The sequence below is a fragment of the Bradyrhizobium sp. LA2.1 genome (genome assembly GCF_040547725.1).
In the GTDB taxonomy this organism is placed as follows: domain Bacteria; phylum Pseudomonadota; class Alphaproteobacteria; order Rhizobiales; family Xanthobacteraceae; genus Bradyrhizobium; species Bradyrhizobium barranii.
In genome coordinates this window covers 170,926-184,018 of the sequence record NZ_JBEPQI010000012.1, presented here as the reverse complement: position 1 = coordinate 184,018, position 13,093 = coordinate 170,926, and the positions used below count along the sequence as shown (strand labels likewise).

Here is a 13,093-nt window from a genome sequence, read left to right as displayed (position 1 = left end):
GAGCGAATTAATGGGTTCAACAGGCAAGCTTCGAGTTCTTATTATCGAAGATGAGGCGTTGGTTGCCTTTTTCATCGAAGACATGTTGACGGACATGGGACACGAAGTGGGCGCGGTCGTCTCGCGGATGCAGGAAGCCCTTGACCTTGCGAAGACAGGAACATTCGACTTGGCGATTGTCGACGTCAATTTAGACGGCGAGCCGAGTTATCCGATCGCGGAAACCCTCAGAAAACGTGGCATTCCCTTTATTTTCGCGACTGGCTATGGCTCGAAAGGTCTAGATCCGACCTTCGCTGACGCTCCAGTTGTCGCCAAGCCGTTCACGATGGCAGATCTTCAGAGGTTGCTCCCGATGCTCCCGAAGGCTCGACCGCTTGCCCCGGCAAGCGGCTCATCATAGCCTTGGAAAACATCTATCCGCTGCTCGCTGGGGTTGGCAGGGCGGCATCCGCATCGACCAGCAGCACGGCTTCATCGCGCATTTCGGGGAGACGTCTGACCTACGCCGCGGGCAAGTTCGGGTCGCCTAAGGCGGTATGGGGTTAGGTTGATCGATTTGGGATTCCCAAATAAGTGCGTTTCTGATTCACCATGCTGGCTGGAAGTAGGCCCGCATCGTTGGGCAAGCCTTGCTCTCTGGATCTTCGCAAGCGTGTCGTGGCCGCGATCGAGGACGGGATGTCCCGCAATCAGGCCGCGATGTCGTTCTGGGGGCACAGCTGGCTATGGCACTCGGCTGCCCTTCACCAATTGGCCACGAATGCGGTCAAACATGGCTCCCCCGTCCCCCCGGGGGCGGAAACTTGAGTCATTTAGAAACGGAACGCTGGCGGGCTGGCGTTCGAGTGGATCGAAAAGGACGTTTATCTTTCGACGCAGCCGGCAAGGATGGGCTTCGGTACGCAGCTTCTCAAACGCCTTTTCCCGCACCAGCTGGGCGCCCGACATGAATTTCGATCGCGATGGGCTCAGAGCCTAGATCGAATCCCATTCGCTTGAGCGCCGTCGATCTCTTTCGAGCGCGTCGGGATCGAGTCCTCGGCCAGCCCCCTCTGCCGCGACAGCGCTCCGGCTATCATCGGCCGATCACTCCGCAAGTGCCGATGCGCAAACTGATCGGGGCAGGATGGTTGCCTTGTCTTGGGCGAGGGTTGTTCCATAGTGTGTCCACGAAGCCAACTCAGGGCACAAGCGTTAAAACAGGTCAGCGCCGAAATTGACAGTGCGCTCTACAGGCCCAGCACCAGCATATACACGAAGGCCGAGGAAAGGGCGCCCAGTCCAAGGATGGCGATTATGAAAACAAGGTCTGGCGCTGTCACGCTGCCCCCCATTGATTTCGCAAATCACCTGAATCTTACGCTTTACTTCGGCGGCTGCAAGCCGAGGCGATCTCAGCCATTCGCTCATGTGTGAGCCGGTCTCGGCTTGGCGGGCCTTGCGCATCATTTTTCGCGGGCCGCTCCATGATGCTGATGATGAAAGAATGGCGGCCCGCGATCCGGACACTGCGCGGCTGAGCGATCTCGGTGCTGCAGAAGGCCGGGCGATCCGCGAGTGCGAGGAGCACGGCTGGATGCAGGACCGCGCCAATCTACATGCCCGCGAGCGCGCTTTTGAAATGGCGCGCCGGGATGCGCCGGCCGGGGTCTCTCTGGAGGAAGCGATCGCCGAGCTCCGCTGCGTTCTGGGCTCGATCGGCGGCAGATCGGCGGCACCTGCCCGGAATGTCCTACTCCTGCTGCTAAGCGAGTGAACAGAGGTCCCGGCGCAGCCGGGGAACTTTTCTCCGGCTCGCCGGTTCCGCATTTTTGGATCCTTTAGCTGCCGCCAGGATGGCGGGTGGCGCGGCCACGGAAGAGACCTTTGTGCGCCGCCGATGTCAGAGGAGAGCGCCATGCAAAAGAGGCGTCGTTTCAAGCAATCGACCTCGTTGCAAGACCGGCTCGCATCGTTCGCGAAACAGGCGAGTGAAACAGCCTCGAAACTTCCGCCAGGGCCGGAGCGAGAAAACCTGCTGAGGAAAGCGCGTCAGGCCGAAACGGCCTCGCGAGTGGGGGAATGGGCCGCCGACCGCGGTCAACATGCACCCCATCCCGAGATTGCATCCCTCACGGAGAGGCGGGGTCAGCCATGACGCAGCTTGACGACCGGACGTTGGCCAACCTCGACTTCGTGCTGGAGGAGGTCTGCCGCCCGTTACCTCACGGCGGCGACCACGAACTGAGGAAAGCGATAGCTGAGAAACTCCTCGCCAGCGCGCTGAAAGGAAACAGGGCCATCGGCGGGCTCACCGAGATCGCGCGGGCAGCCCTCGCAGAGATGACGAAGAAGTCGGCCTAGCGCCCCGCTTCGAGGCACCTTCTCGACGTCGCTCGCCGGGGCGTGCCAGAGATCGAACGCCGTCGCCCGATGGCGAACATTCCGATCATGCCGCGAACCGATCCGGAAAGCCGCCCTGGAGCTCGTCCAGCAGCCGCTGCTCGCGCTCGATCCGGCTCCGATACAGCTGGCGCTCGCTCTCGGTCTTGGCACTCGCCAACAGCAGGCGATAGTGTCCGATGACCTTTTCGCTGCCGCAGACGAGGAGTTCATGGATGTCGCTCATCGCTCGGCTCCCATCATAGCTGGATCCGGCTGGCCGTTCGGAAGTGTGAAAGTGACGGGGAAGGTTTCGGCGGCCAGAGCATCGAGCGCGATCTGCTCCTCGGCGAGGCGTCTTTCGATGAACTGACGTTCCAGCTCCGACAGCTTCGTCCGAAGCAGCCGTCGATAGCGGTGGATGTTGTTGCGGTGCGCACGGATGCGGGCCAGATCTTCGTCGAGCATCGTCGTTTCTCCTGACGGTCGTCACGGTCCTTTTCGGGGTTGAGAAAGCCGGGAAAGAGATTGCCGGTGCAAAAAATATTCAGACGCGATTGGCTGTCAAGATGTCTCGCGCCGCATGTCCGAGCCTTCGAAAAGGCGGCGCAGGAGGTGGCAAGCGGCGACGGGATCGCCGCATTTTTTTTGCGGCCGACCCCTTGAAACGGCTTCTCGTTCTTCTAATTGATTTTTCGCCGCGAGAGCGGTGTGCCGGGCGCCTTTACGGGTCCGGCGCGGGCGCCGGGCCGGGCACCAGACCCGCTCTGACTCCAGCCTTGCGCTCCTTGTATCCATCTTGCTCTTTGGAGGACTTGGTTATGAGGACCACCGTTGACTTCGCGCCCCTGTGGCGCTCCACCATCGGCTTCGACCACCTGGCCGACCTCGTCGACAACATCGAGCGCACCAGCGAGGATCACTCCGGATCTCGGTCGCCGTCGCCGGCTTCGGAGCCGACGACATCGCCGTGACGGCTGAGCAGAATGCGCTCACGATTGAGGGCAGGAAGCCCGAGGAGGCGGCCGGCGAATACCTGTACCGGGGCTTCGCCGCGCGTCCTTTCCGGCGCGTGTTCAACCTCGCCGACTACGTTCAGGTGAAGGAGGCCTCCTTCCGCGACGGACTGCTGATCATCGATCTCGTCCGCGAGGTGCCGGAAGCCATGAAGCCGCGCCGGGTCCAGATCGGAAGCGGCGCCTCTGCCGCCTCGCAGATCGAGCAGAAGAAGGCGGCCTGAAGCCTGATCGAGGTTCGACAGCGGAACGCGGCGCGCGCAAGCGTGGCCGCGCTCCCTGGCCCATGCAACGAAGGAGAAAAACCATGGCAGTTCGTGATCTCATTCCCTGGCCCAGAAACCAGGAGCTCGCGCTGGCGCGCGGCAGCCACGATCCGTTCATGACGCTGCATCGCGAAATGAACCGGCTGTTCGACGATGTCTTACGCGGCTTCGGCGGCACAAGCCTGTCGCCGCTCATGGAAGGGCAATTCGGCTGGCCCAAGATCGAGCTCAGCGAGACCGACAAGGCGCTGACGATCTCGGCCGAGCTTCCCGGCATGACGGAGAACGACGTCCAGATCGAAATCGCCAACGGGGTGCTGACCATCCGCGGCGAGAAGAAGAGCGAGAAGAACGAAGGTAGATACTTCACCGAGCGCTACTATGGCTCGTTCCAGCGGCAGATCGCGCTCGAGGACGTCGCGGAGGACAAGGCCCAGGCGTCGTTCAAGAACGGCGTCCTGACGGTCTCGCTTCCGAAATCGGAAAACCCGCGAGCGGGTGTCAAGCGTATCGCGATCAACTCGCAGTAAAGACCATCACGGGCGGCGGTCGTCGCCGCCCGAAACCCGTCCCGACGAAAGGAGCGTAAAGGGAGGCAATCGATGACCAACGCCAACACGAACACCGGCAATCTCAATCCATTCTTCCATCCGGCGGCGCACTATGCGTCTCCGGAGGACGTCCTGAACGACGACGAACTCTCCGGACCGGAGAAGCGGATCATCCTGTCGTCATGGGCGTCCGACATGTTCGCGGTCGAATCCTGTCCCGAGCTACGCGAAATTCCCGGCATGGGCCACGCGATCCGGCTCGCGGACATCCTCGCCGCGCTGAGGCGGCTCGACGGCGACGACGATCCGCCGCCCCCCGGGGGCGTGCCGATGCGGCTGCGGCGGCCCAGGGCCGCCGCGCAGCGGAGGTGATTGCGATGTTCCCGCAAGGAGTTCTCGGGATGGTTCTGCTCGGCCATGCCTCTGCAGCATTGGCCGTACAGTTACTTGTCCCATTCCTGGGACGAAGTCAGAAGTGAACGGCGGACGGTCGTCCGAAGATACCATCGCGCGAGTGATCAAGCCCCTTGACCCAGATCAATGGTCGCCACTCAAAGAGCTCGCATCGTGCACGTCATGGACGTACAGACCCTCAGAGCCGCGCTGTGCGAGATCTTCGAGCAGGCCGCCATCTGGCGTAGCATGCAGGCGCGCGATTTGGAAAGTTCCGACGCCGGAAGACTGTTCCGACGGCTGGCCACGACAGTCGATAGTATCGAAGACGATGCACTGATCGTGTATTGGGAGCTATGGGAAGAAGAGGCCGACCGGCAAGCTCACGCCGAGCTGGTGAGAGAGGTCGGTTGCGGCTTCCGCCCCACCTCGGCTTCCGAGTTCGTCGCTCGCTTTATTGCCGATCGGTCGGGAGGCCTGCCGTTCCAAGCCGACATGCGCTGTTAGATTAAGGGACCGATGGGTTACCGATGCACGCCCTTTTGCCGGCGGGGTGCTTGCATCAGAGACGCCTGGCCGCCCTCGTGAAAGGAATTCGGAAGGGCTTAAAGATTTCTGCGGTCCAAGTCTCATTATGTCCCGAGGTCTTGAGGACTGCCGGTGCGAGCTTGTCGAGGACGATCCCATTGTCAGAGAGCGTCCGAATGGAACGACAAGGCGACTAACCGCGAGTCGTTGCGGGGCTCAAGAGCCATCTCGAAGAGACCAACAAGCAGGTCGAGCGGCTTCAGAAGGTATTCGAGAAGCTTGGCAAGGAGCCCAGCGGGACACAGTGTCCGGCCATTGACGGCATCATCAAGGAAGCCGACGAGACGGCGGGCGAAATCGAGGACAAGACAGTGCTAGATCCGGCTGTCGGCGCAAATGCGCGAGCCGTCGAGCACTACGAAATTTGCCGCTACAGGACGATTATCGCCTGGGCCGAAGAGCTCGCCACGACGATCGTTCGCTTCCTCACGACCAACCTCAACGAAGAGAAGGCGGCGAACACCAAAAGTACCGCAGTCCAAGCCCAAATCCAAGTGGCAGCCGGCTCGAGCGGTGCACGGGCCTGGTTGCGCGGCAGCATGACCAATCTATGGTTGCTTGCCCCGTAAATCGGATTGCGTAGGATTCGGGTGATTTGCAAATCAGGGGGAGCCGGGTGGCAGCGCCAGACCTCGTCTTCATAATAGCTATTGTTGGCCTGGGAATTCTCTCGACGGCCCTCGCGCATATGTTGATATTGGGCCTATAGCCGGTCCGCAAATTTCTCGATCGGCAAAGAGGAAGGTCGCCTTGGTTAGCAGGCGTTTACAGCTGGCATCGAATGATGTGCCGGCGACTTTCCAGAGCGCCTCCAGAACGAGCGCTGGCTGCTCGCACTTTTCTCACGTTCTCGCCAGTGGCTCTACGCGGACTTGAACGATCGAACGTACTGTTTCGGCCGAAGCGGCTCGTCACTCAGTAATCACGCGTTTCTTTGTTGCTGTGTTTCGTTAGTTAGCCGCTTTCGGATCCCAGTCAAAGTGTCGGCGTCGCGGCGCAGCGATGTTGATTAGGCACCCGCAAGATTATAATGCTTTGGCCTGAACCTACGTAGTACTCCGATGCTATGGTCTCTCGAGTATCTTATGCCTAATCGGGCCGCGAACCTCCCGGGGACTGGCGCTTACAAGTGCGATGCTGGACCTTCGTTGACGCCCACCAATTACACAATTTGGCCACTTCCCTGGACAGGTCAGGTCCGGCCGGGAGTTTTCGTGAGTGGATCAGACTAAGCGCCAATTGCCCTCTGAGGCCGGTTAATCGCAGTATTGGGCCACCGGCATCGAAGGCCCCGCCTTCAACCCCGCCTGTCGGTTGTGATCGCCGTCGCCCTTGAGGCGACGGCGATCTGACCTTCGTCAAGCTCGCAAGCTATTTTACTCGGAAGGCCCCATCTCATGAGCGTGCTCGGCATGCTGTCGATTGCTCTTATGATCGCAGTCTGGTGGATCATCTCAAAATAGACTCGCCCCCGACTACCCGGCGGAAGAATGGGCCCGCACTCCATTCGCACCTTAGACGGACCGAGATGATTATTGGGCTTTGCTGGAACGCTGGAATGACTTTAGCAGACGGCTCAGCGCTGGACTCGCCGCCCGACGGAGTTCTTCGAGATTCTCGCGCGAGAGCGCTTGCAGCTTCTGTTCTCCCGTCTCCGTCAGCTTCAGATGAACGCGCCTGGCGTCCTCGGGGTCGGCAAGGCGAACGACAAGCCCGAGCTTTGTTAGGCGGTTGATGAGCTCCACCGCTGAGTGATGTCGTATGAGCAGGAACCGCGCAATATCGCCGACGGTCGCGGGCCCCGGACGGGCAAAGCCCTTGATACCGAGTAGTCCCTGATGCTGCGTCGGTGTCAGTCCTTGCTTCGCTGCGGCCGCTTCGCTGAATGCCAGAAAGCTTCGGATCTGAAAGCGGAATTGTGCCAGCGCCGCGTAATCCGCCACACGCATAGCGCGACCACTGGCACGTCGAGCCGGCGTCGCCCGCTTGGATCGCTGCATTTTTTTCGACTGAACCATCCGGGCCGCCCCGACCTTCCTGCACTGCGACGTGCGGCAGATTAGCCAAAAGTACCAAGCGGCCGCTGACAACCCAACGGGGCAAGACCTCGGATGCACAGAATTCGGTATCTATTCGAAGCTGGATAGCAGGATCTTCACCAGGATGACCTGAAATGCGATCGGGATGCGAACGCTCTTGCGTCGGATCGAGCGCTGCAATGCGCCAGCGATCTCCGCACCGCTCAGGCTACCTGCCGATGCGTTGGCAATCAACTCCGCCCACATCTGCGACAGCGAGCCGCCGGGCGCGATCACCGGCTTGATGGTCACGCCACAGCCCTGCGCCCAGTCGACAATCTCCCGCATCGTGTGCGGACCGCAATTGCGCGCGGTCGCGAGGCGCTCGGCCGTCAGCGCGCGCAGCAGGTCGCGCGATGGCAACCAACTCCCCTTCGGGGGCTGCTCGCCGATGAGCTCGACCGCGAGCTCCTTCAATACATTCTGGGCCCTTACGCTCAGCCTCTTCATCGGCGCTGGCACGCGCTTGGCCTGAGCCGAGCCTATAGGCGGCCCCCGCTCGCCGGCGGGCCGGTTGGCTGGCTCGGACATGCGGGTGGCTTCGCCAAATTGCGGCATCGTGCGCTGGTCGTTACCCATCGCGAGCGACGCAGCCCCAGGCCGCTCCGCTTCCTTCGGCCAAGATTGTCGGTTCCGGGAACCCGCCATCGTCGTCTTTTGCTCTATTTCTGTCGCTGAAGCCGCCAGACTCATAGTCACAAAGACTAATGTATATCGATATCCGATATGTTTTCACGACATAATTTTCGTCGTTCGACCAAAGGCGAATTTGACAGAAGGCATTCACAAGCAATGCTTGCGTCCAAGAGCTACACGCGGATGTGACATGCCCGGCGCGGGCAGGCCTGTGAGGTCTGCCGTCGCCGGACAAGTCGTGTTTTGCCTGCAAACAAGAACGATGTTCGGAGGAAACGACCATGACTGACGATCTCATCCGCCGCGGCCTTTCGCGTCGTGGCCTGCTCCAGACCACGGCGGGACTCATCGGCGGCTCGATGCTGCCGGCGATGCCGGCCTTTGCCGAGGACAAGCCGGCAATCGGCTCCTATCCCACGGGCGTATCGGGTTCCACCGCCTTCATCGGCATCTCGGTGCCGCGCACCGGAACCTATGCCGTGCAGGGCGAGGACGAGCTCAAGGGCTATCAGCTCGCGATCGAGCACATCAATGAAGGCCACGAGCTAATCAAGAAGATCTCGCCGAAAACCAGCAAGGGCGTGCTCGGCAAGGAGCTGAAGTTCGGCGTCGCCGACTCGGCCGCCAAGCCGAACGAAGCGGTGCAGGCGCAGCAGCGCTTCATCAGCGAGAACAAGGCGATCATGATCACCGGCGGCACGTCGAGCGCCGTTGCGGTCGCGCTGAACAAGCTCGCCCAGCGCGAGCACGTGCTGTTCGTGTGCGGCATCTCCGGCTCGAACGACACCACCGGCAAGGACTGCGTGCGCTACGGCGTCCGTCAGAACTTCTTCGGCCAGACCGCGGCAGCCGCGATCGGCCCGGTGATGGTGCGGGAGTTCGGCAAGAACAAGAAGGCCGCCTACCTGACGCCCGATTACACCTACGGCCACACCGTCACCAAGTCGATGCAGGATTTCCTCGCGACCGCGGGCTGGACCACCGTGACCAACCAGGTCGCCCCGCTCGGCGCGCCCGACTATTCCTCCTACCTGCTCAATGTCGCGAACTCCGGCGCCGACGTGTTGATCAACGTCAATTGGGGTCACGACGCGGTGCTGTCGACCCAACAGGCAAAACAGTTCGGCGTGCTCGACAAGATGAAGCTGGTCGTCCCCTACCAGGTGCCTTTCATCGCACGCGAGACCGGCGGCCTGATGCAGGGCGTCTATGCCGCGACCGACTATTGGTGGACGATCGAAGACAAGTTCCCGCTGGCCAAGATGTTCAACGAGGCCTTCGAGAAGAAGTACGGCTACAAGCCGGAATGGGGCGCCGAGAACGCCTATGTCAGCTTCGCGCACTGGGCGCACATGTGCGAGCAGGCCGGCAGTTTCAATCCGCCCGACGTGATCAAGGCCTATGAGAAGGGCGAGACGATCCCCTCGCTGGTCGGTGACGTGCATTATCGCCCCGAGGATCACCAGTGCATTCGCCCGGTGATCATCGTCAAGGGCAAGCAGCAGAAAGACATGAAGAACAAGGAAGACTGGTACGACGTCGTCGAGATCGTCCCGGGTGAAGGCCTGATGCAGAAGCCGGACGCGTTCGGCTGCCATCTCGGCGACTATAGCTGATCCCGTGCTAACCCCCTGTGACGCCGTAGGTCACACTCTGGACCTGCGGCGTCACCTTTTTGACGACGCACCGCCGCGCGTCACGATAGCGATCCCCGCATGATTAGTTGGCCCAATCTCGTTTCGCAGCTTTTCAACGGGCTCGCGCTCGGCGCCCTGCTTGCGCTGATCAGCTCCGGCCTGACCATCATCTACGGGACGCTCGGCGTGCTCAACCTCGCGCATGGCGCGATGTTCATGATCGGCGGCTATGCCGGCTTCGTCGCCTACCAGTACACGGAGTCCTTCATCATCGCCGTCATCGCGGGCTCGTTGTTCGTGATGCTGCTCGGCGTCGTGATGGAACGCGTCATCATCCGCCATTTCTATCATCGGCCGCACGAGGATCAGCTGCTCGTGACCTTCGGGCTCGGCATCTGTTTCGTCGAGCTCGTGCGCCTGATCTTCTCGAGCCAGTCGCAGCTGGTGCCGCCGCCGGCCCTGTTCCAGGGCATCACCAATCTCGGCTTCATGTTCTATCCGACCTACCGCCTCGCCGTCGTCGGCATCGTCGCGGTCGCCCTCGGCGCACTGTTCATCGTCCTCTACCGGACCCGGCTCGGCATGATCGTGCGCGCCGGCATCGAGGATTCGGTGATGGTCGATTCGCTCGGCATCAACGTCTACCGCGTCTTCATGGTCGTGTTCGGCATCGGCGCAATGGCCGCCGGATTTGCCGGCATCGTCAACGCGCCGGTGGTGTCGCTGACACCTGGCATCGGCGACGACATCCTGGTCCAGACCTTCGTGGTGGTGGTGATCGGCGGCGTCGGCTCGTTTCCGGGCGCGATCCTCGGCGGCCTGATCGCCGGCGAGATCATCAGCGTCACCTCCATGTTCAACCCCGGCTACGCCTATGTGATGCTGTTTGCGGCGATGACGCTCGTGCTCGTGGTGCGACCGCATGGCCTGCTCGGCGTCCAGGGCCGCGAGTAAGCGATCTCCTGATGCTCAAGCAACGCCCGTTCCTGATCGAGACCCTGACCGCGATCGGTTTGATCGCAGCCCCGTTCGTGCTGCCTCATCTCGGCTTCGCCCCGAACACCGTGAACCGGATCCTGGTCTGGGGCCTGTTCGGTCTCGGCTTCGACATCCTGTTCGGATTCACCGGCCTGCTGTCGTTCGGCCAGTCCGCCTTCTACGGCACCGGCGGCTTTGTCGCGGCCTACCTCCTGACCCGCGCGGGCTTCGGCAACGTGCTGGGCGCGCTGATCATCGGCATGATCGCAGCAGCCGCGACCGGCTATCTGATCGGCCTGATCGCGCTGCGGCGCACCGGCATCTATTTCGCCATGATCACGGTGGCGATCGCGGAGGTGTTCTTCTTCGTCGAGTTCAATCCGCTCTCGGATTTCACCGGCGGCGAGAACGGCCTGCCGGGCGTACCGACGCCGAGCTTCAATCTCGGCTTCACCACCATCCACTTCACCAATGGCTGGTCGCTCTATCAGTTCATCGCGCTGTGCTACTTCATCGGCGTCATCATCGCGCTCAGGATCGTCCGCTCGCCTGTCGGCGCGATTCTGAGCGCGATCCGGGACAATCCGCTGCGCGCCACCGCCGTCGGCCACAACATCCACGGCTACAAGCTGACCGCCTTCGTGATCGCTGCGGCCTATGCGGGCTTCGCCGGCGGCCTGCTCGGCGTATTGCAGGCCTTCATGCCGCCCGACGCTTTCACTTTCGACACTTCAGGCCAGCTCGTGATGCAGACCGCCATTGGCGGTCGCGGCACGCTGTTCGGACCGCTGGTCGGCGCAACAGTTTGGCTCTTCCTTCAGGATTTCCTCCAGTCCGCGCTGGGCCTCGGAGCGGCCTGGAAGCTCGTGCTGGGCGTGTTCGTGGTGCTGGTCTGCTTCCTGCGCGGCGGCATTGTGGGCGGCCTTGTCGATCTCTACGGCCTCGTGTCCGGCAAGCGAGCGCGGAAGGCTGCGGAGACGGAGGAGGAGGCCGAGATCGAGACGCCGCAGCAAGCTCCTCCTGCGCCGATGCAGGCCAGGGAGGTCGCGCATCCCGCCTATTCCGGGCCGATCCTGAAAGCCACCGGCCTGACCAAGCGCTATGGCGGTCTCGTCGCCAACAGCGACATCGATTTCAGCGTCAATCAGGGCGAGCTGCGCGGCATCATCGGCCCCAACGGCGCCGGCAAATCGACCTTCTTCAAGATGCTGACCTGCGAGATCGCGCCGACCTCCGGCCGGATCGTGTTCGAGGGCCGCGATATCACGGGATTGAAGGTCACCGAAGTTTGCCAGCTCGGGCTTACCAAGAGCTACCAGGTCAACCAGCTTTTCACGGGCCTGACGGTGCGGCAGAACCTGACGATCGCAGCACTCGCCGAGCTGCGCGGCAAGTTCCGGCTCGACCTGTTCCGCAAGCTCTCGGGCGTCAAGGGCCTGACGGAGCAGGTGGCGCACACGCTTGCCCTGGTCGATTTGACCCGCCGCGCCGACACGCCGGTATCCGAGCTCGCCTATGGCGAAAAGCGCCGGCTGGAGATCGGGCTTGCACTCGCCACCTCGCCGCGCCTGCTGCTGCTCGACGAGCCGCTCGCGGGCATGAGCCCGCGCGAGCGGGTCGAGACCGTCAAGCTGCTCAAATCGATCGCGCGCGGGCGCACCATGATCATCATCGACCACGACATGGATTCGCTGTTCGAGCTGGTCGAGCGCGTGACGGTGCTCCAGGAGGGCAAGGTGCTGCTGGACGGCACACCGGAGGAAATCAAGACCAACGCCGCGGTGCAGGAAGCCTATCTCGGCGGCGTGCACGGAGAGATCGCCGCATGAGCCTGATCGAGGTCGACGGCCTGAACAGCTATTACGGGGACTCGCACATCCTGTTCGACGTCGCGATGCATGTCGAACGTCACGAGGTGGTAGCGCTGCTCGGCCGCAACGGCGCCGGCAAGAGCACCACGCTGAAGAGCCTGATGGGCGTGGTGACGCCGCGCAGCGGTAGCGTGAAGTTCGACGGCATCGACATCGCCGGCCGCAGGAGCCACAAAATCGCGCAGGCGGGCATGCAGCTCGTGCACGAGGAGCGGCGCATCTTCGGCAGCCTGTCGGTGGAGGAGAACATCGTTCTCGCGGGGATCACCGCGCCGCAACGCTGGCCGCTCGGCCGCATCTACGAGATGTTCCCGCGACTGAAGGAACGGCGCGGCAATCGCGGCACCGAGCTCTCCGGCGGCGAGCAACAGATGCTCGCGATTGCACGGGCGCTGGTGCGCGATCCCAAGATCGTGCTGCTGGACGAGCCGTTCGAGGGGCTGGCGCCCGTCATTGTCCACGATCTCGTCAAGGCCTGCCGCGAGCTCGCGGCCGCCGGCCAGACCATCGTGCTGGTCGAGCAGAATCTGGCGGCGACGCTAGCGCTGGCGACGCGGATCTACATCATCAACAACGGCCACATTGTCCACGAAGGGCCGGCGCAAGAGCTCAAGGCCCAGCCGGAGCTGCTGCAGCGCTATCTCGGCGTCTAGCTCCTCTGCCTCGTCGCGTCCCGCCACCGGCCACATGCAGGTCTGCTTACGTGTTCCGGGCC

Annotated in this window: 14 protein-coding genes and 2 pseudogenes; 12 read left to right on the top strand and 4 right to left on the bottom strand. The window is 62.3% G+C overall.

Going from position 1 to position 13,093, the window contains the following annotated elements:
* Positions 1-10: 10 nt before the first annotated feature.
* The 3 genes from ABIB95_RS24230 to ABIB95_RS24220 all read left to right on the top strand — a co-directional run bounded on the left by ABIB95_RS24230 (position 11) and on the right by ABIB95_RS24220 (position 2,346).
* A complete protein-coding gene (locus ABIB95_RS24230) occupies positions 11-403 on the top strand; it encodes a response regulator (RefSeq protein ID WP_247310225.1) in 393 nt (130 codons plus the stop codon).
* A 1,038-nt stretch (positions 404-1,441) separates the two neighbouring features.
* Positions 1,442-1,759, top strand: coding sequence for a hypothetical protein (locus tag ABIB95_RS24225; protein ID WP_502917861.1), 318 nt, complete (start codon positions 1,442-1,444; stop codon positions 1,757-1,759).
* 377 nt (positions 1,760-2,136) lie between these two features.
* Positions 2,137-2,346: a hypothetical protein gene (locus ABIB95_RS24220; protein WP_247310229.1), complete on the top strand. Its 210-nt coding sequence runs from the start codon at positions 2,137-2,139 to the stop codon at positions 2,344-2,346.
* 85 nt (positions 2,347-2,431) lie between these two features.
* Here the strand turns inward: ABIB95_RS24220 and ABIB95_RS24215 are convergent, their stop codons facing one another.
* Both ABIB95_RS24215 and ABIB95_RS24210 read right to left on the bottom strand, forming a co-directional pair.
* Positions 2,432-2,611, bottom strand: a complete 180-nt coding sequence (locus ABIB95_RS24215; protein WP_247310231.1) for a hypothetical protein — start codon at positions 2,609-2,611, stop codon at positions 2,432-2,434.
* A complete protein-coding gene (locus ABIB95_RS24210; RefSeq protein ID WP_247310233.1) occupies positions 2,608-2,832 on the bottom strand; it encodes a hypothetical protein in 225 nt (74 codons plus the stop codon). Before ABIB95_RS24210 ends, ABIB95_RS24215 begins: the two co-directional genes overlap by 4 nt.
* Before the next feature lie 353 nt (positions 2,833-3,185).
* Between ABIB95_RS24210 and ABIB95_RS24205 the strand changes: the two are divergent.
* From ABIB95_RS24205 to ABIB95_RS24185, 5 genes and pseudogenes are all read left to right on the top strand, one after another.
* Positions 3,186-3,604: pseudogene (locus ABIB95_RS24205) on the top strand (Hsp20 family protein).
* 83 nt (positions 3,605-3,687) lie between these two features.
* The gene (locus ABIB95_RS24200) at positions 3,688-4,176 is read left to right on the top strand and encodes an Hsp20/alpha crystallin family protein (RefSeq protein ID WP_247310235.1); all 489 of its coding nucleotides are present in this window, start codon (positions 3,688-3,690) and stop codon (positions 4,174-4,176) included.
* 72 nt (positions 4,177-4,248) lie between these two features.
* On the top strand, positions 4,249-4,569 hold the full coding sequence (locus tag ABIB95_RS24195) for a hypothetical protein (protein ID WP_247310237.1): 321 nt from the start codon (positions 4,249-4,251) through the stop codon (positions 4,567-4,569).
* 204 nt (positions 4,570-4,773) lie between these two features.
* Positions 4,774-5,097 carry a hypothetical protein gene (locus ABIB95_RS24190; RefSeq protein WP_247310239.1) on the top strand — a complete coding sequence of 108 codons (324 nt, stop codon included), beginning with the start codon at positions 4,774-4,776 and terminating at the stop codon, positions 5,095-5,097.
* Between the two features lie 204 nt (positions 5,098-5,301).
* A pseudogene (locus ABIB95_RS24185) lies at positions 5,302-5,747 on the top strand (YciE/YciF ferroxidase family protein); the annotation flags it as partial.
* A gap of 963 nt (positions 5,748-6,710) precedes the next feature.
* Here ABIB95_RS24185 and ABIB95_RS24180 read toward each other — a convergent pair.
* A complete protein-coding gene (locus ABIB95_RS24180) occupies positions 6,711-7,196 on the bottom strand; it encodes a MarR family winged helix-turn-helix transcriptional regulator (protein ID WP_247310241.1) in 486 nt (161 codons plus the stop codon).
* A 111-nt stretch (positions 7,197-7,307) separates the two neighbouring features.
* On the bottom strand, positions 7,308-7,835 hold the full coding sequence (locus tag ABIB95_RS24175) for a hypothetical protein (protein WP_247310244.1): 528 nt from the start codon (positions 7,833-7,835) through the stop codon (positions 7,308-7,310).
* 338 nt (positions 7,836-8,173) lie between these two features.
* Here ABIB95_RS24175 and ABIB95_RS24170 point away from each other — a divergent pair, with 338 nt between their 5' ends.
* The 4 genes from ABIB95_RS24170 (at position 8,174) to ABIB95_RS24155 (ending at position 13,031) form a co-directional block, all read left to right on the top strand.
* Positions 8,174-9,508 carry a substrate-binding protein gene (locus ABIB95_RS24170; RefSeq protein WP_247457807.1) on the top strand — a complete coding sequence of 445 codons (1,335 nt, stop codon included), beginning with the start codon at positions 8,174-8,176 and terminating at the stop codon, positions 9,506-9,508.
* A 99-nt stretch (positions 9,509-9,607) separates the two neighbouring features.
* Positions 9,608-10,483, top strand: a complete 876-nt coding sequence (locus tag ABIB95_RS24165; RefSeq protein ID WP_071908498.1) for a branched-chain amino acid ABC transporter permease — start codon at positions 9,608-9,610, stop codon at positions 10,481-10,483.
* An 11-nt stretch (positions 10,484-10,494) separates the two neighbouring features.
* Positions 10,495-12,336, top strand: a complete 1,842-nt coding sequence (locus ABIB95_RS24160; RefSeq protein ID WP_354242654.1) for a branched-chain amino acid ABC transporter ATP-binding protein/permease — start codon at positions 10,495-10,497, stop codon at positions 12,334-12,336.
* Positions 12,333-13,031: an ABC transporter ATP-binding protein gene (locus ABIB95_RS24155; RefSeq protein WP_247314674.1), complete on the top strand. Its 699-nt coding sequence runs from the start codon at positions 12,333-12,335 to the stop codon at positions 13,029-13,031. Before ABIB95_RS24160 ends, ABIB95_RS24155 begins: the two co-directional genes overlap by 4 nt.
* The last annotated feature ends 62 nt before the right edge of the window (positions 13,032-13,093 follow it).